Annotated in this window: 22 protein-coding genes; 12 read left to right on the top strand and 10 right to left on the bottom strand. The window is 74.3% G+C overall.

Annotation, left to right across the window (positions count from 1 at the left end):
- Window positions 1-4: 4 nt before the first annotated feature.
- On the bottom strand, window positions 5-373 hold the full coding sequence (locus tag ACIRS1_RS05295; RefSeq protein ID WP_402836933.1) for a hypothetical protein: 369 nt from the start codon (window positions 371-373) through the stop codon (window positions 5-7).
- Between the two features lie 753 nt (window positions 374-1,126).
- On the opposite strand from ACIRS1_RS05295, the gene ACIRS1_RS05300 reads away from it, so the two are divergent.
- Both ACIRS1_RS05300 and ACIRS1_RS05305 read left to right on the top strand, forming a co-directional pair.
- A complete protein-coding gene (locus tag ACIRS1_RS05300; RefSeq protein ID WP_402836935.1) occupies window positions 1,127-2,587 on the top strand; it encodes a sugar porter family MFS transporter in 1,461 nt (486 codons plus the stop codon).
- A 302-nt stretch (window positions 2,588-2,889) separates the two neighbouring features.
- Window positions 2,890-3,774: an NlpC/P60 family protein gene (locus ACIRS1_RS05305; RefSeq protein WP_402836937.1), complete on the top strand. Its 885-nt coding sequence runs from the start codon at window positions 2,890-2,892 to the stop codon at window positions 3,772-3,774.
- Window positions 3,775-3,839: 65 nt separating this feature from the next.
- Here the strand turns inward: ACIRS1_RS05305 and ACIRS1_RS05310 are convergent, their stop codons facing one another.
- The 6 genes from ACIRS1_RS05310 to ACIRS1_RS05335 form a co-directional block, all read right to left on the bottom strand.
- Window positions 3,840-5,105, bottom strand: a complete 1,266-nt coding sequence (locus tag ACIRS1_RS05310; RefSeq protein ID WP_402836939.1) for a sensor histidine kinase — start codon at window positions 5,103-5,105, stop codon at window positions 3,840-3,842.
- Window positions 5,106-5,265: 160 nt separating this feature from the next.
- The gene (gene lepB, locus ACIRS1_RS05315; protein ID WP_402836940.1) at window positions 5,266-6,159 is read right to left on the bottom strand and encodes a signal peptidase I; all 894 of its coding nucleotides are present in this window, start codon (window positions 6,157-6,159) and stop codon (window positions 5,266-5,268) included.
- A 346-nt stretch (window positions 6,160-6,505) separates the two neighbouring features.
- Complete coding sequence (locus tag ACIRS1_RS05320) at window positions 6,506-7,195, bottom strand: transglycosylase family protein (protein WP_402836942.1); 690 nt, start codon at window positions 7,193-7,195, stop codon at window positions 6,506-6,508.
- A gap of 269 nt (window positions 7,196-7,464) precedes the next feature.
- Window positions 7,465-8,754 carry a sensor histidine kinase gene (locus tag ACIRS1_RS05325; protein ID WP_402836944.1) on the bottom strand — a complete coding sequence of 430 codons (1,290 nt, stop codon included), beginning with the start codon at window positions 8,752-8,754 and terminating at the stop codon, window positions 7,465-7,467.
- Window positions 8,751-9,434: a response regulator transcription factor gene (locus tag ACIRS1_RS05330; RefSeq protein ID WP_402836946.1), complete on the bottom strand. Its 684-nt coding sequence runs from the start codon at window positions 9,432-9,434 to the stop codon at window positions 8,751-8,753. The genes ACIRS1_RS05325 and ACIRS1_RS05330 overlap by 4 nt, the downstream gene beginning before the upstream one ends.
- A gap of 79 nt (window positions 9,435-9,513) precedes the next feature.
- Complete coding sequence (locus ACIRS1_RS05335; protein ID WP_402836948.1) at window positions 9,514-10,890, bottom strand: hypothetical protein; 1,377 nt, start codon at window positions 10,888-10,890, stop codon at window positions 9,514-9,516.
- A 130-nt stretch (window positions 10,891-11,020) separates the two neighbouring features.
- Between ACIRS1_RS05335 and ACIRS1_RS05340 the strand changes: the two genes are divergently transcribed.
- Window positions 11,021-11,437 carry a hypothetical protein gene (locus tag ACIRS1_RS05340; RefSeq protein ID WP_402836950.1) on the top strand — a complete coding sequence of 139 codons (417 nt, stop codon included), beginning with the start codon at window positions 11,021-11,023 and terminating at the stop codon, window positions 11,435-11,437.
- Window positions 11,438-11,465: 28 nt separating this feature from the next.
- Here ACIRS1_RS05340 and ACIRS1_RS05345 read toward each other — a convergent pair whose 3' ends face one another.
- Window positions 11,466-12,092, bottom strand: a complete 627-nt coding sequence (locus ACIRS1_RS05345; RefSeq protein ID WP_402836952.1) for a response regulator transcription factor — start codon at window positions 12,090-12,092, stop codon at window positions 11,466-11,468.
- Between the two features lie 511 nt (window positions 12,093-12,603).
- On the opposite strand from ACIRS1_RS05345, the gene ACIRS1_RS05350 reads away from it, so the two are divergent.
- The 6 genes from ACIRS1_RS05350 to ACIRS1_RS05375 all read left to right on the top strand — a co-directional run bounded on the left by ACIRS1_RS05350 (window position 12,604) and on the right by ACIRS1_RS05375 (window position 17,774).
- On the top strand, window positions 12,604-13,101 hold the full coding sequence (locus ACIRS1_RS05350; RefSeq protein ID WP_402836954.1) for an ATP-binding protein: 498 nt from the start codon (window positions 12,604-12,606) through the stop codon (window positions 13,099-13,101).
- 66 nt (window positions 13,102-13,167) lie between these two features.
- Window positions 13,168-15,819 (top strand): nitrate- and nitrite sensing domain-containing protein, encoded by a 2,652-nt coding sequence (locus tag ACIRS1_RS05355; RefSeq protein ID WP_402836956.1) that lies wholly within the window; start codon window positions 13,168-13,170, stop codon window positions 15,817-15,819.
- On the top strand, window positions 15,812-16,252 hold the full coding sequence (locus tag ACIRS1_RS05360; RefSeq protein ID WP_402836959.1) for a roadblock/LC7 domain-containing protein: 441 nt from the start codon (window positions 15,812-15,814) through the stop codon (window positions 16,250-16,252). Before ACIRS1_RS05355 ends, ACIRS1_RS05360 begins: the two co-directional genes overlap by 8 nt.
- A gap of 70 nt (window positions 16,253-16,322) precedes the next feature.
- The gene (locus ACIRS1_RS05365; protein WP_402836961.1) at window positions 16,323-16,739 is read left to right on the top strand and encodes a DUF742 domain-containing protein; all 417 of its coding nucleotides are present in this window, start codon (window positions 16,323-16,325) and stop codon (window positions 16,737-16,739) included.
- A complete protein-coding gene (locus ACIRS1_RS05370) occupies window positions 16,720-17,310 on the top strand; it encodes a GTP-binding protein (RefSeq protein ID WP_402836963.1) in 591 nt (196 codons plus the stop codon). Before ACIRS1_RS05365 ends, ACIRS1_RS05370 begins: the two co-directional genes overlap by 20 nt.
- Window positions 17,311-17,480: 170 nt before the next feature.
- Window positions 17,481-17,774 carry a hypothetical protein gene (locus ACIRS1_RS05375; RefSeq protein WP_402836965.1) on the top strand — a complete coding sequence of 98 codons (294 nt, stop codon included), beginning with the start codon at window positions 17,481-17,483 and terminating at the stop codon, window positions 17,772-17,774.
- Window positions 17,775-18,143: 369 nt separating this feature from the next.
- On the opposite strand, the gene ACIRS1_RS05380 is transcribed toward ACIRS1_RS05375, so the two are convergent.
- Window positions 18,144-18,560, bottom strand: coding sequence for a roadblock/LC7 domain-containing protein (locus ACIRS1_RS05380; protein WP_402836967.1), 417 nt, complete (start codon window positions 18,558-18,560; stop codon window positions 18,144-18,146).
- Between the two features lie 321 nt (window positions 18,561-18,881).
- Here ACIRS1_RS05380 and ACIRS1_RS05385 point away from each other — a divergent pair, with 321 nt between their 5' ends.
- From ACIRS1_RS05385 to ACIRS1_RS05395, 3 genes are all read left to right on the top strand, one after another.
- Entirely contained in the window at window positions 18,882-19,226 is a 345-nt protein-coding gene (locus tag ACIRS1_RS05385) for a WhiB family transcriptional regulator (RefSeq protein WP_402836968.1), read from the top strand.
- 57 nt (window positions 19,227-19,283) lie between these two features.
- A complete protein-coding gene (locus ACIRS1_RS05390; RefSeq protein ID WP_402836969.1) occupies window positions 19,284-20,627 on the top strand; it encodes a D-alanyl-D-alanine carboxypeptidase family protein in 1,344 nt (447 codons plus the stop codon).
- Between the two features lie 153 nt (window positions 20,628-20,780).
- Complete coding sequence (locus ACIRS1_RS05395) at window positions 20,781-21,545, top strand: hypothetical protein (protein ID WP_402836971.1); 765 nt, start codon at window positions 20,781-20,783, stop codon at window positions 21,543-21,545.
- 90 nt (window positions 21,546-21,635) lie between these two features.
- Here the strand turns inward: ACIRS1_RS05395 and ACIRS1_RS05400 are convergent, their stop codons facing one another.
- Entirely contained in the window at window positions 21,636-22,694 is a 1,059-nt protein-coding gene (locus ACIRS1_RS05400; RefSeq protein WP_402836973.1) for an alpha/beta hydrolase, read from the bottom strand.
- Window positions 22,695-22,918: the final 224 nt, after the last annotated feature.

The raw sequence follows: 22,918 nt of genomic DNA on the forward strand, positions 1-22,918 counted from the left end.
GCTCTCACATCCTGCGCGATCGTTGACTGACGACGTTGTCCATGGTGCTGACCGCAGCGGTCCGACCGGGTCCGCCGATCGGACCGCCCGGGGGTGGGCCCGTCCGCTCCGGGGAGCCCGCCGTCCGGTCACCGGGCCACGGCCGCACCAGCAGGTCGGCCAGCGCGCGGGCCTCGCCCGGGTCCAGGACGACGGTGTCCGGCCAGGCGGCGTTGTCGCAGGTGTCCAGCACGACGATCCTGCGCAGGCCCGCGCGGTCCCGGTACACCCGCACCAGGTGTCCGTCCTCGGTGGCCAGCTGCGCCGCGGTCCCCTCGGCGGTGGTCCAGTGGGTCGTCGAACCGACGGGTGGGCAGAAGAGGTTCTCGGTCATCGGCGCTCCTGTCGCAAAGGCTCACGGTGGGTGCTGCCCGCGGCGCGACGGGCGCCAACGAGCCGATCGGGCCGCGTCGCGGCGCCGCGTCCGCGGGCGCAGGGGCAGTGGATACCGGCCGCTCGGCCTGCCCGAACGGGCCTGCCCCCGGGTGGCGGCGCTTGCGATCATCGGGGACCCGCCCCGACACGGCGGGCTTTGCCGTCCGCAGACCCCCGAGGTGACCTGTGCACTCGACACCCGCCGTCCCGTTCCCCCGTCGCGCCGGGGTGGTGGGGGACCCCCCGCCGCCCCGGCCGGGCCGGCACACCGGCGGGGGCTTCTCGTGACGTCGCTCCTGACCCTGGCGGTGACCGCGGCGAGCGCCGCGCTCGCGGGCCCGCACCCCGCTCTGGCCAGAGTGCTGCGTCGCGCCGTCGGCCAGGGGCACGGCGGCGCCCCCGGGCGGGCCCTGCAGGACGAGGCGCTGCGGCGGGCCGCGGGTCGGGCGGTGCGGACCTGCCGATCGTCGCACGGACCGGACCCCCGGTTCGCCCCGGCCGGCGCACGCCCGCGCCCGGGCGGGGACGCCAGCCCGCGCCCGGGTGGGAGGGGGCGGAACACGCCGTGACGTCCGGCTGATCCACCGATCGGGGGGCGGGCCCACGCCGGCCCGCTCCTACGGTGTCAGCAGGACACCCGTCGCCGCGACGCCGCGGCGCCGCCCACCCGGGCCGTGTTCGTCAACCATCCCTATCCAGAAGCTGGTTCACCATGTCTGTGTCCACAGCCCCCGGCAACGCGGCCGGGCCCTCCCCCGCGGACGTCCGCACCCCCCGCCAGCGTGCCCGCCGGGTGGCGCTGATCTCGGCGGCGGCGGCGATGGCCGGCTTCCTCTTCGGCTACGACAGTGCCGTCATCAACGGGGCGGTCAGTGCCATCCAGGACCACTTCGAGGTCGGCGCCGCGGCGACCGGGCTGACCGTCTCGGCCGCCCTGCTCGGCTCGGCCGCCGGCGCCCTGGCCGGCGGCACGCTGGCGGAGCGGCTGGGCCGGCTGCGGGTGATGCACATCGCCGCGGTGCTGTTCATGGTCAGCGCGGTGGGCTCGATGTTCCCGTTCGCCATCTGGGACCTGGCCCTGTGGCGGGTGGTCGGCGGTGTCGCCATCGGCATCGCCTCGGTGATCGCCCCCGCCTACATCGCCGAGGTCTCACCGTCCGAGGTGCGCGGGCGCCTCGGCTCGTTCCAGCAGCTGGCCATCGTCCTCGGCATCGCCTGCTCCCAGCTGGTCAACTACGCGCTGACGCAGGCCGCCGGCGGGAAGACCACCGGGCACCTGCTCGGCGTCCAGGCCTGGCAGTGGATGCTGGGCATGGCCCTGCTGCCGGCGCTGGTCTACCTGGCGGTGACCCTGCGGATCCCCGAGTCGCCGCGCTGGCTGGTCGGGCGCGGGCGCACCGAGGAGGCCGCCCGGGTGCTGGAGGAGATCGAGGGTCCGAAGGCCGGGGAGCGGATCGCCGAGATCCGGGGTTCGCTGGCCCGGGCCGCCGAACGGCGTCCCTCGCTGCGCGACCTGATGGGCGGGCGCTTCGGCCTGCTGCCGATCGTCTGGCTGGGCATCGCCCTGTCGGTGCTCCAGCAGTTCGTCGGCATCAACGTGATCTTCTACTACTCCTCGGTGCTGTGGCAGTCCGTGGGCATCGACCAGGGCAACTCGCTGCTCATCAGCCTGTCCACCTCGGTCATCAACATCGTCGGCACGCTCGTGGCGATCGCCCTGGTCGACCGGATCGGGCGCAAGCCGCTGGCCGTCGCCGGCTCGATCGGCATGGCCGTCTCCCTGGGAGCCGTGGCGTGGGCGTTCAGCGGAGCCTCGGGCAGCGGGCACGACCTGACGCTGCCCGCCCTGCAGGGCACGGTGGCCCTGGTGGCGGCGCACCTGTTCGTGCTCTGCTTCGCCTTCTCCTGGGGCGTGGTGGTCTGGGTGATGCTGGGCGAGATGTTCCCCAACCGGATCCGGGCGACGGCGCTGTCGCTGGCGGCGACCGTGCAGTGGCTGGCCAACTGGGTGATCACGGTCAGTTTCCCGTCGATGGCGCAGTGGAGCCTGACCTTCTCCTACATCTGTTACGCGAGTTTCGCGGCCGTCTCCGCCGTCTTCGCCGTGAAGTTCCTCCGGGAGACGAAGGGCACCCGGCTGGAGGACGTGGACGCCGACGCCCCGGCCGTCTGAGGCCCGACGCCACCGCGTTCCCGCACGGCGCCGTCCACCACCCCCCGAGGGGCTGGTGGACGGCGCCGTGTGCACAGCGCAGCGCACCGCGGGCCCGCGGTTCCAGGGCTGGTGGACCTTCAGGCTTCCTGTAACCGGTCGTTAGGGTCCGCTCCCCTAGCGTTGGTCGCATCCGGGTGGGATCCCCGGACGACTCCAGGTGAACTGCCGTCCGTTCCAGAGCAGTCGACGCCTGACCGGGATCCCCGGCGGGCGAGCGCGCCGCGCGGGCCCGCATCATCGACGACCCCAGGAAGAGAAGCATGACCGCCACCGCAACAGCGATCCGCAGCCATCGACGCCCACGCCAGCGCACCACCGTCCGCCGGGTGGGCGTGCTCGGCGTGGGCACCCTCCTCCCCCTGCTCGGCGTGGCCCAGGCGCATGCGGCGCCGACCGGCTCGTCGCACTCCGCGAACGAGGACGCCGGCACCGACGCGGGCGCCGACGCAGGCTCCGGCTCCGGCTCCGGCTCCGACGCAGGCTCCGGCTCCGGCTCCGGCCAACAGGGCACCCAGTCGCCGGCGCCCGTCAGCTACCAGGTCAAGGCCGGTGACACCCTCTCCGGCATCGCCTCGCAGCACGGCCTGACCTGGCAGCAGGTCTACGACGAGGCCCACAACCGGGCGGTGATCGGCCCCAACCCGCACCGGATCTTCACCGGCCAGAAGCTGGACATGCCCGCCGGCGGCCAGCAGCAGCCGGTCCAGGTCCAGCCCGCGTCCGACGTCTCGGGCAGCGAGCTGGGCACCGGCAAGGCGCAGCAGGCCGTGGCCTTCGCCAAGAACCAGCTCGGCAAGCCGTACATCTGGGGGGCCGTCGGCCCCTCCTCCTTCGACTGCTCGGGCCTGGTCCAGGCCGCGTTCCGCAACGCACAGGTCCAGCTCGGCCGCACGACCTACGACCAGGTGGAGGACGGCACCAAGGTCGGCCAGACCAGCCCGAAGAACATCGGGTCGCTGTCCCTGAAGTCGGGCGACCTCGTCTTCTTCGGCTCCCCGTCTGCGCCCCACCACGTGGGCATCTACATCGGCACCGAGAACGGTGTGCCGATGATGATCCACGCGCCGAAGACGGGGGACGTCGTGAAGAAGTCCGCGATCTCCATCCAGCCGGACAGCACGGTCACCGTCGTCCGCGTGGTCTGACCGCGCGGGCCCGCCCTCGGCCGCCGCCCGCCCCCTCGACGAGGACGGGCGGCGGCCGAGGGCGTTCAGCCGTCCCCGCCGGTCGGCACCATGATGGTGACCACCGTGCCGGTCGGGTGGTTGGACCGCAGGGTCATCGACCCGCCGGCCTCCTCCACGCGGATCCGCTGCGAGGCGAGGCCGATGTGCCCCTCGGCGACCCGCTGCTGCAGGACCCCGGGGTCCATGCCCACGCCGTCGTCGGCGATCGTCAGCCAGGCCTGTCCGTAGTGCACGGCGAAGGCGAGCTGCACCCGCTTCGCCCGGGCGTGCTTGACGATGTTGGTGAGCAGTTCCCGCCCGCAGTGGAAGAGCAGCCGGTCCGCGTCGTGGCCGGCGCTGCTGGTCTCGAAGGCCGCCTCGACCTCGAACCGTCCGCGCTGGGCGAGGTCGGCGGCGAGGTCGCGCAGGGCCTGCTCGAGGCCGGCGCGCTCCAGCACGGCCGGGTGCAGGTTGGTCACCGAGGAGCGGAGGCTGCGCGAGGCGTCCCGGAGCGCTTCGTCGGCCCTCGCCAGCGCCTCGTGCGGTTGGTCGCAGGCCGCTTCGTCGATGTCCTGCCGGGCGACCAGCACGCTCTGCAGCGGCCCGTCGTGCAGCGCCTCGGCCAGGTAGCGGCGCTGGACCTCGATGGTGGACATCGTGTGCGCCAGCAGCCACGAGCGGTGCTGGGCGAGGTTGGCGATGGTCTGCGTCCTCGACTTCTGGATCCGCGAGAGCAGCACCGCCGCCACGCTGACCAGCGCGATGATCGCGGTCCGCGCCAGGGTGAAGTGCAGGTCCGGGCTGGCGTGGAGGTGCCCGATGCCGGAGGCCAGGCCGAAGGAGACGGTGGCGAGCACCCCGGTGACCGCCGTGATCCTGGGCTCCAGCTGGAAGGCGGCGAGCACGCAGATCAGGATCAGCCCGTCGGCGGCGAACGGGCTCTCCCAGTTCGGGTCCGAGTAGCTGCCGGAGACGATCAGGATGCCCACCAGGGCCGGCAGGTCGATGAACGGGACCGCCCACGCGAGCTTGCGGGTGGGATCCGGACGCTGCCACACCGCGTACAGCACCACGAGGCTCCACACCACGTAGCAGGACATGAGCGCATAGCTGGCTTCCTCGGCCTGGCGCGGCGGTTTGAAGACCATCATCTGGACGGCGGCGGCCAGGGCCAGCACCGCACGCAGGGCCGCCTGCACGTGCAGGGCCCGGAGCTGGTGGATCTCCAGGACCTGCCGCACCGCCTCCCGGCTGTCGGGGTCCTCCACGGACGACGGCGGGGTCGTGAAGGTCGCCCGCAGCGCCGCCATGACACCCCGTGACGGCGCGTCCCCGCCTCCGGAGCCGGCCGGCGTGTCGTAGCCGTCCGGGGCCGGGTGTCCGGCCGCTCGGGCCCGTGCCGCTGTCGTTCCTTCGGGGTCCACGTCAGACACTTCCCGTCCTCGTCCCGGGGCCGGCGCGGCCCCGGTCTCAGTCTGCTGCTCCGACCCGGGTCCCGGCGAGCCGCCGGTGCCGCAGCCACCACGCGAGGAGCGCCGTCCCACCGGTCAGGAAGACCGGGACGGCGACGGCGAGCGGCACCGGTGCGGGCGGGCCGGCGGGGCTGCCCGGCAGGTCGGGCACCGCGGCGAAGGCCGCCGGCACCGGCAGCCACCGCCAGTGCGCCACCGGCCAGGCCACCGCGATCACCCGGCCCACCACGTCGTCGGCCGGCACGAAGCCCGAGCCCTCCTGTTCGCGCTGGTGGTAGCGGGAGTCCGCGGAGAGGTCCCGGTGGTCGCCCATCACCCAGAGGTCGCCCCGGGGCACGGTCACCGTCCCCACCGGGTAGTCGTCACAGGGCGTCGCACCCGGGTAGAGGTAGGGCTCGCGCAGCGGCACGCCGTCGACCGTCACCGGGGCGCCCGCCTCGCACCGCACGGTGTCGCCGCCGACCGCGATCACCCGCTTGACCAGGTCCCCGCGACCCGCCTGCGGCAGCACCCCCAGCGCCCCCAGGCCCTCGCGGGCCCAGCCCAGCGGCCCCCCGGTCGATCCGGGCGACTCCTCGTCGTCGAGCCAGTGCCCCGGATCGTGGAAGACGACCACCTCGCCGCGCCGGGGCTGCGCCCCGAACCACGGGGACAGCTTGTCGACGAGCACCCGGTCGCCGATGCGCAGGGTGTTCTCCATCGACCCGGACGGGATCACGAAGGCCTCGACGAGGGTGGTCCTGATCAGGAACGACAGGGCGCAGCCGAGGAGCAGCAGGGCCAGCAGCTGGAGCGGCAGATACCGGGGGCGCTGGATGCCCGCAGGCGTGTGCCGCGTACGGCGGCGCCCGGCGGCGTGCTGGCGCCGGTCCGCTCGGCTCCGTGCCGTCACGTGCTCCCGCCCTTTCCTGGAACCCCTACCACCGCAGGTCCCCGTCCGCACACGCCGGGGCCCCCTTCCCGTCGGAACGGGAAGGGGGCCCAGCCCACCCTTGCGCCGCTGGTACCGATGGCGGCCACCGGCGCGATCGTCCGGGTCGCGCCGTTCCTGCAGGCCGCCCCCGGCGCCCCACCGCCGGTTCGGTCTCCATCGGGGCGACCGGTCCGGCCCCGTGTGGTCGTCCCGGTCTGCACTCCACCGTAGGAGCCTCGCCGGTGCGGGCCCCTCCCCCGATCGGTTGCCCCGGGGGTGGACGAGGGCAGGGTGCCCGGGCGGCGCACGGCGCGGCGCTCCACCGCTACAGGGTGATGGTCTGTCCGACCCGGATCACGTTCGGGTCGGCGACGGAACCGGCGTTCTTGTGGTGCAGGTCCTGCCAGGTGGTGCCGTGGGCGAGGGCGATGCCGGACAGGGTGTCGCCCTCCCGAACGGTGTAGCTCCCGTGGCCGGAGCGCGCGGGCGTCTTCTCCGAGGCCTTGGTGTCCGGCGTGACGGCGCGCACGGGCGGCTTGGTGGCCGCCTTGGGCTCCGGCGTGACGGCGCGCTCGGGTAGCTTGTCCGAGGCCTTGGCCTGCGGCACGAGGGCCTTGAGGCCCAGCTTGGCCGAGCAGCTCGGCCAGGCGGACCATCCGCCGTTGTGCTTGTAGAGGGTCGTCGCGGCCGCGATCTGCTCCTCACGGGTGGCCTTGTCGGCCGTGGGCGCCGTGGAGGTGCCGCGGACGCTCAGCCAGGTGGACTTGTCGAACTGCAGGCCTCCGTAGTAGCCGTTGCCGGTGTTGATGTGCCAGTTGCCGCCGCTCTCGCAACTCGCCAGCTGGTCCCACTGCGGGGCCGCGCTGTCCGGGACCGCGGGCGCGGCCTGGGCGCTGGTGGCGGCCGCGATGGGAAGGGCGATGCCGGCGGTGGCCGTGACGGCGACCGCCGCTTTGCTCGCCGCTCGGGTGGGGGCGCCGGGCCGGCGGTGTCGTCCGCTGCCGGTGAGAATCATGGTGTCTCCGATCCACGCCGCCGGGGGCGGTCCGGCGGCCGAGCGCCTCGCGGGCTGCTGACTGCGCTGCGCGGCGGCCGTCGCCGCTCTCTCCCCGGCTCCTGCCGCAGGGGTTGTCGCGCGGTCCGGCGGCAGGAGCCGACGTGCCGGGGCCGCGGCCCGGTTGTCCGGGCGCCTGTGCAGGCTAGGCAGGCCGGACGATAACGTGGCGCTAACGCCGGCCTGACGCTTCGCCCGCCACCGCGGGCGGCCCGGGGCCGTCGGCGCGGTCAGCGGCAGCCGAAGGTGACGGTGACCCGGGCGCCACCGCCGGGCGGGCGGTCCAGGCGCAGCGAACCCCCGGCGCTGCGGGCCAGCCGGTCCACGATGTCGAGGCCCAGGCCGCTGGAGCCGGTGCCGCTGAAGCCCCGGTTCAGGTGCCGGGGGTCGATGCCGGGCCCCCGGTCGGTGACGGTCAGCACCACGTGGCCGTGGCGGCGGCCGTCGACGGTGACGGCCATGGCGGTGCCGTCCGGCGTGTGGGTGAAGACGTTGCCCAGCAGCGCGTCGACGGCCGCCGCCACCTCCTCCTCCGCGGCGCGGATGCGATGCCAGCGGCCGTGTACCTCGAAGTCGCAGCGGCGGTCCTGGTCCTCGGCCAGCGGGGCCCAGAAGGCGACCTGTTCACGCGCCACCTCGGCCAGGTCGCAGCTGGCGCCGTGCTGGTCGGTCACCGGCCGGCGGGCCCGGTCGATGACGTGGCTGACCTCGCGCTGCAGGCGTCTGGTGCTCTCCAGCAGCCGCTCCGACTCCAGCGGGTCGTTGAGCGACTCGGCTTGCAGCATCAGGGCGGTCACCGGGGTGCGCAGGCGGTGGGAGATGTCGGCCACGGCCTCGCGCTCGGCCGCGACGCGGGCCTGGATCTGGCCCGCCATGGCATTGAACGACTCCGCCAGCCGCTTCAGTTCGGGGGCTCCGCCGACCTCGACGCGCACCGAGAGGTCACCGTCCGACATGCAGGAGGCGGCGTGCGACAACCGCTCCACCGGCGCCACCAGTCCGCGCCCCATCCGGTCCGCCAACAGGCTCGCGGTGGCCGGCAGGAGGACCAGCGCGCCGCCGATCGCGATCCAGATCCGGCGGATCGCGTCCCAGGGGGCGTGGTCCTCGATCGTCGCGGCGACGACCACCCGTTCGCCGCCGGCCGTGTCCACGGGGATCAGGTAGACGTGGTCGGTCGTGCCCTGGCCCAGCTGCGCCCGGTCCGGGACCACCGCCTCGGCCAGGTTCCGTTCGACCACGGGATCACCGGTCACCGGGCGGCCCAGGGAGCGGCCGTCCGGGAGGAAGACCACGTCGCCCAGGGCGGGGCTGACCCGGCGGCGCAACTCGTCCTCCAGCTGGGCTCCGGTCCCCGGCAGCTCGGCGATCACCGCCGCGAGGCGCTGCGCCCGGGAGAACGCGGCCGCGCTGGCCTCCTGCAGGTAGGTGTGCCGCACGTACCACGCCAGCGGCAGCGCGAGCAGTCCCGTGCTGACGAGGGTGGTGACCGCGACCAGCAGGGCGATCCGTACTCTCACGCTGCGGGCGCTGCCAGCTTGACGCCGACCCCTCGGACGCTGTGCAGGTAGCGGGGCTGCGCGGCCGTCTCGCCGAGCCTGCGTCGCAGCCAGGACAGGTGCACGTCCACCGTCTTGTCGGTGACCCCGAAGGCGTTGTCCCACACCGCCGAGCGCAGCTCGTCCTTGCCCACCACCCGCCCCGCATGCTCGGCGAGGTAGGCCAGCAGGCTGAACTCCTTGGGGCGGAGCACGAGTTCGGCGCCGTCCAGGGACACGGTGTGGGCGCCCTGGTCGATCCGCAGGCCGCCCACGCGCAGGGGCACCGACGGCGGTGCCGGGGCCGTGCGACGCAGCACGGCGGTGATCCGGGCGTTGAGGTGCTCGACCGAGAACGGCTTGATCACGTAGTCGTCGGCGCCGAGGTTCAGGGCCCGGACCATCTGGTGTTCGTCGTCGCGGGCGGTGGCGATGACCACCGGGACGGTGGTCGCGGCGCGCAGCATCTTCAGTGCCTGCAGACCGTCGAGGTCGGGCAGGCCGAGGTCGAGGACGACGATGTCCGCGTGGTGCTGGACCGCCAGGCCGATCCCGGCGACGGCGGTGTCGGCGCTGTCGACGCGGTGGCCGAGGCGGGCCAGGGCCGCCGCCAGGCTCGTCCTGATCGGTTCGTCGTCCTCGATCAGCAGTACGTGGGCCATGGCGGTGTCCTCGGTGTGCGGCGGTGGGGGTGGCGGTGGGGCGGGGTCCGGCGGGTGGCCGGCGGGGCGGGGGCGGCGCTCACTGCTGCCCCGGCCCGTAGGAGTGGCCGGAGAGGGCGGCGACGGTGGTGCACTCCTTGCCGCCGGTGTTGGTGCAGTTGATCGCGATCACGAGCTTCTCGCCGGCGGCGAAACGACGGGGGTTGAGCCAGTGCCACTCGCGTTGCGGGTCCTTCAGGTCGAAGGAGCGCAGCAGCTGGTCCCCGCGCAGCAGTTGGAGCGTGCCGCTGTCGTTCGCCGGGTTCTCCAGCACCAGGTCGCTGATCTCCAGGACGTTCCCGTCCGGGACGGTGTGGTCGAAGCGGGTGTAGACGCCGGCCTTCGCCGGCTTGGCCTTGCCGCCGAGGCGCAGATCGGCCTGGTGGGTCTCGACCGGTTGGTCGCCGGACGTTCCCTGGTTGGTGCCGCTGCCGGTTCCGTTGCCGGGCGAGGTGCTCGGCGAGGTGCCGGTGGCGGGTTTGGTGGTGCCCTGGGACGGCGCGCCGCTGCCGCTGGGCGAGGGGGTGGTGCCGGGTGAGCCGCCGGTGCCGTTGGAGGGGCTGGTGGTCGCGCCCTGGTCACCGGACGGGGGCTGGGTCGCTCCGTCCGATGCCCCGCTGCCGGGCGAGGTCCCGGGGGACGGCGTCTGGGAGGACTGGGCGCTGGTGACCTGGGAGTCGGCCTGGGGCTTGAAGAAGGTCGGGGAGATGACCAGGGTTACCACGGCGGCCGCGGCCGCGAGCAGCAGGGCCTTGGGCGCCCAGTGCGGCAGCATGGGGGGTTGGACCAGGGAGCCGGTGGTCTCGGTCCGCTTCCCGGCGGCGGTGACGACGACCCGGTAGACGTGCGTGCGGGGCTGGCCGCGCAGGAAGCGGGTCTTCGGACGCAGCCGGTAGGGCACCATGCGGGTGGTGCCGCCGTCGACGGTGACGGTCGAGGGCTTGAAGCGGAAGCGGAGCAGCCCGTCCTCGTCGGTGCCCGACAGGCGCACCGGGACCGGGGAGTTGCCGAGGTTGTCGATGGCGATCCGGCCCCGTGCCGCGCGGCTGCCGCGGATCGTCCGCGGCACCAGTTCGGTCTCCACCTCCTGGAAGCCGCCGACCCGGACGCTGCCCTCCTCGATCGCCGAGTGCTCGGTGTCCTCCTGCGACATGGCCCGCAGCGCGTAGCCGATCACGCCCTCCGCGACGTCGGCGCTGCGCGGCGGCGCGAAGGTGAGTTTGGCGGTCGCGACGTCGCCGGGGAAGGCGCTGACCTCCTGCGGGGAGACGGTGACCCAGTCGCGGGCGTCCCCCAGGACGTCCAGCACGAAGGTGTCCACCACCGTGCCGTCGTTGTAGAGCCTGACCTCGCAGTCGGCGCTCTCCCCCGGCGCCACCTCGACGACGGGCCGTTCCAGCGTGGCGATCACTCCCACGGCGTTGACTCCTCCTGTGTCACGGTGCCCGATCGCGTCGACGGGCAGCACTGTCCGGGCAGCGGGAACGCCCCCTCGGGCGGGACGGACGTCCCTGGGCGGCGACCGTGGCACCGGCCACAGTTGCCGCATGGACTTCATCTACGAGGCGCCCAGCGGCGCCGTCTACGACCAGTACTTCACCTTCGACATCACCTCCCAGGAGGAGCGCCGGGGCCTGCTGTCCTTCCCGAACGACCAGTTGGTGTTCGCGTTCCGGGGCAAACCCAACACCCCGGCGACGGTGTGCAAGGTCGAGCTCACCAACGAGATCGGCAACCAGCTGCTCAACGGCACAGCCACCGTCCGCGTCGAGGAGAACCAGGTGCGGACCGGCTACCTGACCTTCCGCGGCTTCGGCTGGCACGACGAGGCGCGCAGGAACCCGATCACCCGGTGCGGTTACCGGGTGTCGCTGGACGAGAGCGACGCCACCATCGAGGTGCGGGTCTTCGGACTCGCCCTGGACCCGCCGTACTCGATGTACTACGGAGCCCCTGAGCTCTGAGCCCCGCGGGCGGGCGTGGCCGGCCGGCCTAGATGTAGCCCTCGCGGATCGCGTAGGCCACCGCGTGCGAGCGGTTGCGCAGGTGGAAGCGGCTGGTGACGTCGTGCAGGGTGTTCTTGACGGTGCGTTCGGAGTACGCGAGCTGCTGGGCGATCTCCTGGGTGCCCATGCCGGTGGCCACCATCCGCAGTACCTCGGTCTCGCGCTCGGTCAGGCCCGACAGGCCGATCCCCCGGGGTGCGAGCACGTGGTGCTGCAGGCTGGCGACCTGCTTGAGGAGGCGGCCCAGCAGATCCGGCGGGACCACGCCGGCGCCCTTGCGCACCGAACTGACGACCTGCACCAGGCGGTCGGCGGTCGCCTCGCCCCTGCGCAGCAGCCCGGCCACGCCCGCCTCCGCCGCGGCGACCACCCCCTCCTCGTCGAGGTCTCCCGCGACCATGACCACCTGGCCGATGCCGAGGCCCTTCATCGCGCGCAGCAGCGCCAGGGCCTGTTCGTCGATGCGTTCGGCTGCGAGCAGGCCGACGGTCTCGTCGCACACCAGGTCCTGGCCGACGACCCGGACCTCGGCGCGCTGACGGATCGACGCGGCCAGGCCCGCCTCGGAGATCGGATCGGAGGCCTGCACGTAGACGGGTATGACGTGGGACATCTGAAACTCCCTGAGGTGGCGGTGGTGGTGACCGATCAGGCCGGCGGGTGGCCGGGCCCGGCCGTGGGGGCCCGACGGGCCACTCGGCGGCTGAGGCTCCACGGGAAGCGCCGGACCGGCGGTCGACCGGTCGGCGGGGCATCTCCCGAAGAGGCATCTCCAGTATGGGAGGCGCTGCCCTAATGGCTGGTTAGCGGACGGGTTGCTTTGCCCAACCGGCCGCCGGGAGGTGCCTCGGACGCCCCGTCCCTACCGGGATCCGGCCGGGGCGCGGGTGCCCGGCTCCCCCGATCGGAGGCGGCCGCGGATCCGCCCGGGGATCAGCCCATCGGGCCAGCCGGGGGGACGGCGGAGCCGAGCAGACTGGCGGACAGGGCCGCCGGGGAGGCGGTTCGCCGAGCGCGCGGGAACGGTGCACCGGCCGTCCGGGCACCGCATCCGCGGGGTGCGGGCCGCCCGTGCGGCCAGCCGGCCGCTCGACCGCCACCACCCAGCAGGAAGGGCGATCGCGTTGTCCCAGGCCCAGATCCCCCCACCGCCCGGCCCCGTCCTCGCCGACACCATCGTCCACACGCAGGACGGCCGACGGGTGGGCTGGCGACTGCCCGACGACCCCTCGGCACTGCGGGACCTGCGCATCGCGCTGCGCCGGGTCCTGGCCGACTGGCCGGCCGACCCCGTCGATCTGGAGATCATCGCCCTGGCGGTGATCGAGCTCACCTGCCAGTGCCTGCGCGAAGGGGCGGGCGCCTGCGAGGTGTACCTGTCCCGGGAGGACGCGTCGCCGGCCGGAGAGCGGGAGGGCCGCGAGCGCGGGGTCCTCGTGATGGTCTCCTCGGACGGGCCGGCCCGGTCCGTCCCGGTCATGGCGGGGACGACGCCCGCCGACCGGTCGGCGGGCGAGGGCCTGGGCCTGGTCCGCGTGTACGCCCGGGACTGGGGGCGGCGCGACTCCGGGACCGGGGTCTCCTACTGGGCCCGGCTCGCTCTGCCCCCACAAGCCGCCTGACCCTCCGAAACCCGTGGCCGGCCACCGCGCCGCCCGTCACCTCATCCGCACCACCTCGGAGTTGTTGTGTTCCGACTGTCCCGCCCGAGCCCGCACCACGCCCTCGGCCGTTCCCCCGACCGCCCCGCCGACCCCGCCGGGCCGGACCTGGGGAGCTCCTCCCAGGCGGGCGGCACACCACCGCGCCCGCGGTCCGGCCCGAGGATGCTGGGCAACCTGCGGGTCCGCAACCGGATGGCCGCCGTCCTCGCCATCCCGCTGATCGCGGCCACCGCGCTGGCCGGCCTACGGGTGGGCGACGCCCTCGACCGGGCCGACCAGTACGACCACCTCCACCGCATCGCCCAGCTCAGCCAGTCCGGCATCCAGCTCATCAACAACCTGCAGCACGAACGGGACCTGCTGATCGACCCGCGGGCCCAGGCCGCCGGCGGCAACGGCGCCCTGCAGAGCCAGGAGGAGCGGACCTCGGGCGCGGCGGCGGCCTTCCAGGCCCAGGCCAAGGCCATGCCGCAGTCCGACCGGCTCGGCCAGCACCTGGACGCGGTCAACGCCGCACTGGCCACCCTGCCCCAGGTGCGCCAGCAGGTCGGCTCCACCAGCCCCTCCCAGCTGAGCTCGGACTACACCCGGGCGATCATGCCGATCCTCGGCATCACCAACGAGCTGAGCGGCGACCAGAACCAGACCAACGGCCAGGGCTGGGCGATGTACACCCTGGCGCTGCACACGGCCATGGTGTGGAGCGAGCGCGCGCTGATCGCCAACGCGTCGGACAGCGGCAAGCTGACCATCGAACAGCGCTCCGCCCTGCTGTCCTCCGCCCGGATCCAGGACATGACGCAGCAGGAGTTCCGGCTCAACGCCAACGCCGCCGACGTCGCCGCCTTCCAGCAGCTGCTCGCGCAGCCCTCCGCCCAGCTGGCCAACCAGGCGATGAGCAAGACGATCGGGGCGCCCCACGACACCCTGCCGGACGACGCCCTGCCCTCCGGCTGGTACGACGGCTTCACCGCCAAGCTCAACGGGCTCAACGCCCTGGAGGACAAGGTCGGCCAGCGCCTCGTCGCCCAGACCGCCCAGAGCCGGCACGACGCCGACCGCCAGGCGCTCTCGGACGCCCTGGTGGCGGGGCTGCTGCTGATCGGCGCGCTCGCCCTGGCCTTCCTGGTCTCCCGCTCCATCGTGCGGGGGCTGCGCGACCTGCAGACCCGCGCCGTGGAGGTCGCCGAGGTGCGCCTGCCCGAGGAGGTGCAGGCACTGACCGCCGACGGCGGCCGGGACGGCCTCCCGCAGGTCACCGCGGTGTCCTCCGGCACCCGGGACGAGATCGGCGCGGTCGGCCGCGCGGTCGACCGGCTGCACCACGAGGCGGTCGAGCTCGCCGGCGCCCAGGTCAGGCTGCGCGAGAACGTCAACGCCATCTTCCGCAACCTCTCCCACCGCAACCAGGCCCTGGTGCAGCGCCAGCTGAAGGTGATCGCCACCCTGGAGCAGGACGAGGTCGACCCGCGCCAGCTGGGCCGCCTCTTCCAGCTCGACCACCTGGCGACCCGGATGCGCCGCAACAGCGAGAATCTGCTGGTGCTCGCGGGCGCCGACCCCGCGTCCCGGGGCGCCGCGCCGCTGGCCCTGCTGGACACCGTGCGGGCGGCGATCTCCGAGGTCGAGCAGTACGAGCGGATCACCACGCACCGGCTGCCCGACGTCCGCATCACCGGCGGCGCCGTGCGCGACGTGGTGCACCTGCTGGCCGAACTGCTGGAGAACGCCGTCGCCTTCTCCAGCCCGCAGACCGAGGTCACCGTCGACGGCCAGCTGCTGCCCGACGGCCGACTGATGCTGGAGATCTGCGACCGGGGCATCGGCATGAGCCCGGCCCAGCTCACCCAGGCCAACGCCAACCTGATCAGCGGACCCTCCCTGGACGTGCAGCTCTCGGAGAGCCTGGGCCTCTACGTGGTCGGCACGCTGGCGCACCGTCACGGCATCGAAGTGCTGCTGCGCGCCGCCGCACCCGGCACCTCGACCGTCGTCGCCCTGCCCGCCGCCCTGCTGGAGACCGGCCGGGTCACCGCCGGCACCGGGCACGAGACCGCACTCGAACCCGCACTGCGGAGCGTGCTTCCCGAGGTCACCCCGCAGCGGCCCGGCGCCGCCACGGCCGAACGGGGACCGCGCCACGCCGCGATCCCCCGGCCCCAGACGGGCGGTGCCGACGGGCCCGCCGAGGCGCCCGCCGGCCCCCACGACAGCGACGCGCCCACCGGCGCCGGCGTCCCGGCGGGACCGCCCCCGGGCCCGCTCACGAGCCCGGCGGGAACCGGCGCCGAGCCGCCCACCGGCCTCACGGCGGCTGCCGTCGACCGCGTCCCGGAGGTCCACGTCGCACCGGCCCCGGTCCAGGCCCCGGCGCTGGCACCGGCACCGGCACCGGCACCGGAGAACGGCAAGCCGGCGCTGGAGCGGCGCCCGCCGCGCAACCGGGCCACCGCCCCGGAGCAGGCACGGCCCCTGCCGACGGCCCCCGCCGCGGGCGACGGGGAGGAAGCGGGCGCACTGCCGCGCCGCGTCCCGCGGGCCCACCTGCTCCCCGGGACGGTGGAGCCCGGCGACAGCGCGTCGTCGCTCCGCGCCCCCGAGCAGATCCGCTCCCGGCTGAACGGCTTCCAGCACGGCACCGCCCGCGCCGCGGACGAGGACGGCCGGGATGACTGACCCGTCGACCGCCGGCACCGACCTCGACTGGCTGATCGTCCAGTTCGCCGACGAGAACCCGGAGGTCCTGGGGGCCGCCGTGGTGTCCAGCGACGGGGTACTGCTCGCCTGCGGCGGCGACGCCGCCGCGGAGGGCGACACCCGGCTCGCGGCGATCACCTGCGGCGTCGCCTCGCTCGCCGACGGCTGTGCCCAGGTCGTCGAAGGCGGCCGGGCCGACCGCACCCTGGTCGACCTCGGCGGCGGCTGCCTGCTGGTCTCCGCGCTGACGCACGGCGCCCTGCTCGCCGTCCTCGCCACGGACGACTGCGACCTCGCGCTGCTCGGCTACCAGAGTGCCCGGCTGGCCCGCCGGGCCGGCGCGGCACTGGCCCCGGCACCACGGACGACGGGAGCGGGGGCCCACCAGGCCACCGGACCCCTCGCCCGATGACCACGCCGGGGCGCCGCACCCACCGGTGCGGCGGCCCGGCGGCCCCGCCCCCCGCGAGCTAGGAACACGCATGCCCGACTCCCCCCGCACCGGCCCACCCGGCCACCACGAGGACCTCCCGCTCGGGCCCCGCCCGTACGCCCTCACCCGCGGCCGGACCCGACCGGACCTCCACCTCGCGCTGGAGGCGCTGGTGTCGACCACCGCCGGGGCGGACGAGCCGCCCCGCGGCACCCACCGGGCACAGCGGGCGCAGCGGGACGCGCTCGGCCCGGAACACCACGCCATCCAGAGGCTGTGCCGCGAGCCCCGTTCGGTCGCCGAGATCGCGGCACTCCTGTCCGTTCCCCTGGGCGTGGCCCGGATCCTGGTGGCCGACCTCGCCGGCGCGGGCCTGGTGGTCATCGAACAGACCGTCGCCTCGACGACCGGCCAGCCCGACACACTGCTCCTGGAAAGGGTTCTCGGTGGACTCCGCAACCTCTGACCCGGCCGCCGTCCTAGCGGCCCGGCCCACCAGCTCCGCCAAGATCATCATCGCGGGCGGCTTCGGCGTGGGCAAGACCACCGCCATCGGCACCGTCTCCGAGATCGCACCGCTGCGCACGGAGGCCCGGATGACCGACGCCTCCCTCGGGATCGACGACACCAGCCGGGTGTCAGGGAAGACCTCCACCACGGTGGCGATGGACTTCGGCCGGGTAGGCCTGGACGAGGAACTGGTCCTGTACCTGTTCGGCACGCCCGGGCAGGACCGCTTCTGGTTCCTGTGGGACGACCTCTCCTGCGGGGCGGTCGGCGCCGTCGTGCTGGTCGACACCCGTCGGCTGCCCGACTGCTTCCCCGCCGTCGACTACTTCGAGGACAAGGGGCTGCCCTTCGTGGTGGCCCTCAACCCCTTCGACGGGCACAGCGCCCACAGCCCCGAGGAGGTCCGCGGGGCCCTGGGGCTCGGCCCGGAGGTGCCGGTGGTGACGGCGGACGCCCGGCACCGCGACGAGGTGGTCTCCGCGCTGATCGGCCTGGTGGAGCACGCCCTGCTGATGCGCTGCCAGTGACGGGGCGGCTCGTCGGCTGCGGCGGGCCGCAAGACTGCCCGCCGCGCTGCCCGGTCGGCGCTGCCGCACCGGCCGCGCCTGGGCTGGACTGGTGACCTGACCGTCAGGCCGCACACGCCCGGCGCCGACCGCACGGGTCCGCCGGTGCGGTCACGTGGAGAGGAACCGCTGTGGAGAGCTTCCCCCTGGAGACCGGCTCCGGCACACCGGGGCCGCACGGCAGGACCGGCCTGGAGGCGCTGTTCCCCCACGGAGCCGGTGAGCCCGTCGTGTCGGCGGGCACGTCCGGCCGGCGCGGCGACCCGACGCCGATGTACAGCGCCCTGGTCGCGGAGTGGATCGCCTTCGGCCTCTGCCCGCCGGGGCTGGACGAGTCCGCCGGGGCGGCCTCCGCGCCCTCTCCCCCCGGCATGCTCACGGCGGGGCACCGTCGGGCGCTCGAGCGGGGACAGTCCGGCGGCTGACGGCCGTGACGGCGGCGGCGCACGCGCAGCCGCCCGGGGCCACGCGGTCCCGGGCGGCTGCTGTCCTCATCGGGTGGTTCCGGCCTCGACCCGGCGGCCTCCGGCCTTCAGCGACTGGTTACGGCCTTCATCGGGTGGCTGCGGCCCTCAGCGACTGGTTCCGGCCTTCGGCGAGTGGTTGCGGCCCTCACCGCAGGCCCCGGTTCAACACGCCCGGGGACACGGGGGCAGCGATCCCGTGCGAGGCGGCCCACCAGCAGGTGACCGCCCCCAGCGCCAGGCAGACCAACCCGGCCGCCACACGCCACCGCGGCTTCACGGCCCCCCACAAGCGGGTCAGGACGGTAGGGGCCGTGCCGCGGGGCCGGCTCAGATCCGCTCCCGGGCTTTGGCCTTGAGCGACTCGACCAGCGGCGCCGAGATCCGGTCGGCGAGGACGGCGAGCTCGTAGCCGACCAGGCCGAGGTCGGCCCCGCGACCGGTGGTCACCGCCAGCGTCGCACCGCGGTCCATCGGCGCGAGGAACAGGAAACCCCGTTCCATCTCCACCACGGTCTGCCCGGGCCTGCCGCCCTCGAAGATCCGTGCCGCCGCACCGGCCAGCGAGGCGAGGCCGCTCACCGCCGCCGCCAGCCGGTCGACGCCGTCCCGGGAGAGCGTCCGGTCCGAGGCGAGCGCCAGCCCCGCGGACGAGATGACCACCGCCCGTTCCACCCCGGCCGTCCGCTCGGTGAACTCCGCGGTCAACCGGTCCAACTCGCCCTCGGCTGGCTTGAGCTGGTTCACGCGACCTCCAGATGTCGACGGGCCCGGCCGTCACCGGCCGGTGGCCGCCGCGCCCACACGCACGACGGCCGTCTCCTACTGTGGCCACCGCGCCGCCACCACCGCCTCCTTCAGCGGGCCGATCCGGCCGGGGCAGCCGGGCTCCCCCGATCGGAGGAAGCGGGCCTCCCCCGGCCCGGCCCGGCCTCCGGGCCCCGAGGACGACCGGACGGAGGACCCACCGGCCCGCCCGGCTGACGACACTGGAGGCCGGAGCCGCGACCGCAACACCGTCAGCGCCGCCTCCGCACCATCCAGACCGACACGTTCCCGGATCAGCCCATGACGCAGTGCACGACTCCGAACTTCGTTCCCCCGACCGAGCGGTGGGGCCTGCTGCCCTGCGCCGACCCCACCATCGACCCGGACGAGGTGTTCTTCGGCGAGGGCCCCGACAAACCGGGCGGCGCCAAGCGGGCCGTGGAAGTCTGCTCGGCCTGCCCGGTGCGCTCGGACTGCCTGATGTACGCGCGCACCCACGCCGAATGGGGCGTCTGGGGCGGCGAGTCCGAGACCGACCGGGCCCGGCGCTCGGCACCGGGCACCAGCCCTCGCCGGCGCCAGAACGTCCGGGCCCAGGCCACCCTCCTGACCTCCGGCCGCGGCGGTCGCCGAAAGGCCTACTGACTCCTCGTCAGCACCGTGGCGATGTGCACACCGGACCACCCGAAGGAGCACGGACCGATGGCCGACGGCCCTCCCGACACCGACCTCGCGACCACGCCGACCGCCCCGAGGGACGATGTCCCGGCACGGCCACCGGCCGAGGAGCCCCGGAAGCCGCGCCTGTGGCGCCGGCCCGGGGCGACGGCCTGGTGGGTGGCGGCCGCGGTCCTGACGACCGCCCTCGGGGGCGTCCAAGCGGCCCGGCCACTCCCGCACCCCGCCCTGGTGACCGGCCGCGCGGCGGCGTCGTTCACCGTTCCCGGCACCGCCTTCACCCCGCCGTGGCCGGACCGCGGGCAGGCCGCCGTCACCGTCGCCGGATCCGGCGTGGTCAGCACCTTCGGCGAGCAGCGGACCGTGCCCATCGCCAGCGTCGCCAAGGTCATGACGGCCTACGTCATCCTGCAGGACCACCCGCTCAAGGACCTGTCCGACACCGGCCCGCAGATCGGCGTCGACGCGAAGGCCGTCCAGGACGGCACCCGCCCGGACGAGTCCCGTATCACCGGGCTCACGGCAGGGCAGCAGTTCGGTGAGCAGGACATGCTCAGGATGCTGATGATCCCCTCCGGCAACAACATCGCCCGGCTCCTGGCACGGTGGGACACCGGCTCCGACTCCGAGACGGCCTTCGTCCGGAAGATGAACGACGCCGCACGGAGCCTCGGAATGGCCGACACCACCTACACCGATCCGAGCGGCCTCGACCCGGGCACGGTCAGCACCGCGGTGGACCAGCTGAAACTCGCCCAGGCGGTCATGCAGTCCGCCGCATTCCGCCAGGTCGTCGCCACGCCCGACGCCGCCATCCCCGGCCTTCCCCAGCGGATCGTCAACAGCAACCGCCTGCTCGTGGCCGGGCTCGGCGTCCAGGGCATCAAGACCGGCTCGACCAGCGCGGCGGGCGGGGCCCTCAGCTGGGCGGCCGACCGGACGGTCGCCGGGACGGACCAGCTCGTCCTCGGCACCATGCTGGACCAGCACGCCCAGGGCAGCGACCCCAACGGCGCCGACAGCCTCGCCCTCGTCCTGGCCAACAGCAAGAAGGTCATCACCGCCGTCGGGGACGCCCTGACCCGGAGCGTCGCGGTCAGGAAGGGCGAGATCGTCGGCTACCTCGACGACGAACTGGGCGACCGGACACCGGTCGTCGCCACCGGGGACGCCCCCGTGACCACCCTGCCCGGCCAGCACCTGGACATCAGCCTCGCCGGCACCACGCCCCTGCCGCACACGGCGAAGGCGGGAACCGTCGTCGGCACGGTGACGGTCGGACGGGGGCCGGGCGCCGTGACCGTCCCGGTCGCCCTGCAGCGCGACTTCTGCGCACCGTCCCTCATCGCGCGGCTGACCCGACTCTGACTCCCCGCTGCACGGCCCTTCGATACCGGACGCCGTGCGGCCACCACCCACCAGGTCACCCGATCGGCTGACCTCCCCGCCCCGCCGGGCGGGTCAGCCTTGCAGGATGCCGCCCGGCGGCAGACCGATCACCCGCAGATCCGGAAGTGCGTCATGCGATTCCCGTCGAATTCCCCCCTGCACACCGCCGCCGTGGGCCTGGGCACCACGCTCGCCGCCGGCGGCGCCGTCCTCGCCGTCGCAGGCGTCCTCGCCCTCGGGGCCGACACCGCACCCGCCCCGGCCAAGGCCACGGCCTCCGCCACCCGGGCTTCGTCCCCCGCTCCCGCCGTCACACCCGCCCCGGCGCAGGCCACAGCCCCCGCCGTGCAGCCACGGGTACCGGCCGACTGGCGGGACATCGCGGTCCGGTACGCGGACACCCACTGGAACTGGTCGACCTGGCAGACCGACTCGCCGAAGGTCGGCAACGGCACCTTCCAACCGGACTTCCAGTGCGCCGAGTTCGACGCCCGGGCACTCGCCGACGCCGGCCTGGTACCGGGCCTGACGGCAGGCGACCCGCAGGACGCCTACGCCCACTACCGGGCCCCCAACGGCAAGCAGTACGACCTCCTGCTGATCTCCACCGTCAGCGGCGAGCGCAACCTCTACGACTACCTGATGGACCTCGGCATCGGCAGCGACCTCGGCAACCAGCCCTCCCGGGCCCAACCCGGCGACCTGGTCGTCACCTTCAACACCACGGGCACCAACCAGCTGCACACCGGCCTGATCGCCCAGGCCGCCACCGCCGACGCCGAACCCTTCGTGGACGCGCACAACGTCGCCCACTACCGCCGCAGCTACCAGGCCTTCGACGCCGCCGGACCCGCCCACGTCATCCGCATCGACCCCCAGGCCATCAACGACCTGTAGGCCCGCCTCCGCCCGGCCCCGGACGCACGGAGGGCGCGCAGCACGGCAGCCCGCGAGGAGCATGGCTCCCCGCGGGCTCGGCATGCCGGCTCAGGCCGTCAGGACGCGGCTGAGCCAGGTGAAGACGCCGGGGAGCATGCCGTTCCACACGCCGGGGTTGTGGCCGCCCGTCGGCTGGATCATCAGGGTGGCGGTGGTCGGGGGGCTCACCGCGGCGGCCAGGGCCTCGGCGTCGGCGGCGGTGGTGGCGTCCTCGCGGGAGGCGGCGAGCAGCAGGTCCACGTTGGGCGCGGGCCGGTTGGCGAGCAGCCACAGGGGGCTGTTGGCGTCGCGCTGCTGATGGTCGAGCAGCGTGGAGGTGTTGGCCGCGTCGCCCGCCAGGCTGGCTGCCGCGCGGTACTCGCCGGCGTGCTGGAGGGCGAGCTTGCTGGCGCACAGTCCGCCGGTGGAGATGCCGAGCAGGCCCCAGCCGTCGGCCGAGGGGGAGACCCGAAGCGTGGACTGGACGGCGGTGCGCACGTCCAGGGTGAGCCAGGTGTCGATCTTCGGGCCGCCCGGTGCGTCGCTGCACATGGTGTCCTGGCCGTTGAACGTGATGGCCGGCGCGACCAGCACAAACGGCTGGGCCCGACCTGCGGCCACGTCGGCGGCGAGCGCGCCGGCCGCGTTGAACCCGTTCGTCCAGTTCTCCGGCGCCCCCGGCACCCCGTGCAGCAACTCCAGCACGGGGAAGCGGTACTTGGCGTACTGCGGCTGGGTGTACTGGGGCGGCAGCCAGACGTAGACCGCCCCCGACAGACCGGAGTGCACCCCGTTGAGGGTGGCCTGCTGCCAGCCGTTGGCGGCCGGCTCCAGGGCCAGCGAGCCGTTCCCGTAGCGCCGGGGGTCCCCCGGCTGGAACGTCGGCTGCGACGAGGAGCCCTTGCCGAACAGGTCACGCCAGGAGGTGTAGATGCCGTAGCGGTCGTTGACGCTGACCAGCACCAGGGCCACCGCCAAAAGCTGGCACAGCGCCAGGACCAGGACGCGTCCCAGGGCGTGCGCCGGTGTCCTGCCGCCCAGGCGCGGCCAGTGCACCGCGGCCGCCGAGACCGCGGCGAGCACGAGGGCGGCGAGCGCCACCAGGAACGTCCTGCTGTCGAGATCCATCCGCCCTCCCCGTCTGCGGGACCGACTCCGCGGGACGGGACTCGGTGATCAACCCACACTGCCGCCTTCCGTCCGTGGACGACCTGGTCCGATCGGTGGATGCAACGGCGGAATCGCCGCCCTCTTTCGAGACCACGCCCGTCGAGCTGCGGACCCGGGGCGGCCCGAACGACCCACCGGGCTTCCCCGCTAAACGGGGATGCCGGCCCGCCCATATGCCTCTT

The organism is Kitasatospora sp. NPDC101176, assembly GCF_044768035.1.
Lineage (GTDB): Bacteria > Actinomycetota > Actinomycetes > Streptomycetales > Streptomycetaceae > Kitasatospora.

Coding starts and splice junctions, on each gene's coding strand:
- ACIRS1_RS05305 (WP_402836937.1), top strand. CDS start 2,890: ATGACCGCCACCGCAACAGCGATCCGCAGCCATCGACGCCCACGCCAG.
- ACIRS1_RS05395 (WP_402836971.1), top strand. CDS start 20,781: ATGCGATTCCCGTCGAATTCCCCCCTGCACACCGCCGCCGTGGGCCTG.
- ACIRS1_RS05390 (WP_402836969.1), top strand. CDS start 19,284: ATGGCCGACGGCCCTCCCGACACCGACCTCGCGACCACGCCGACCGCC.
- ACIRS1_RS05330 (WP_402836946.1), bottom strand. CDS start 9,434: ATGGCCCACGTACTGCTGATCGAGGACGACGAACCGATCAGGACGAGC.
- ACIRS1_RS05340 (WP_402836950.1), top strand. CDS start 11,021: ATGGACTTCATCTACGAGGCGCCCAGCGGCGCCGTCTACGACCAGTAC.
- ACIRS1_RS05365 (WP_402836961.1), top strand. CDS start 16,323: ATGCCCGACTCCCCCCGCACCGGCCCACCCGGCCACCACGAGGACCTC.
- ACIRS1_RS05310 (WP_402836939.1), bottom strand. CDS start 5,105: ATGGCGGCGCTGCGGGCGACCTTCACGACCCCGCCGTCGTCCGTGGAG.
- ACIRS1_RS05360 (WP_402836959.1), top strand. CDS start 15,812: ATGACTGACCCGTCGACCGCCGGCACCGACCTCGACTGGCTGATCGTC.
- ACIRS1_RS05385 (WP_402836968.1), top strand. CDS start 18,882: ATGACGCAGTGCACGACTCCGAACTTCGTTCCCCCGACCGAGCGGTGG.
- ACIRS1_RS05345 (WP_402836952.1), bottom strand. CDS start 12,092: ATGTCCCACGTCATACCCGTCTACGTGCAGGCCTCCGATCCGATCTCC.
- ACIRS1_RS05300 (WP_402836935.1), top strand. CDS start 1,127: ATGTCTGTGTCCACAGCCCCCGGCAACGCGGCCGGGCCCTCCCCCGCG.
- ACIRS1_RS05295 (WP_402836933.1), bottom strand. CDS start 373: ATGACCGAGAACCTCTTCTGCCCACCCGTCGGTTCGACGACCCACTGG.
- ACIRS1_RS05320 (WP_402836942.1), bottom strand. CDS start 7,195: ATGATTCTCACCGGCAGCGGACGACACCGCCGGCCCGGCGCCCCCACC.
- ACIRS1_RS05400 (WP_402836973.1), bottom strand. CDS start 22,694: ATGGATCTCGACAGCAGGACGTTCCTGGTGGCGCTCGCCGCCCTCGTG.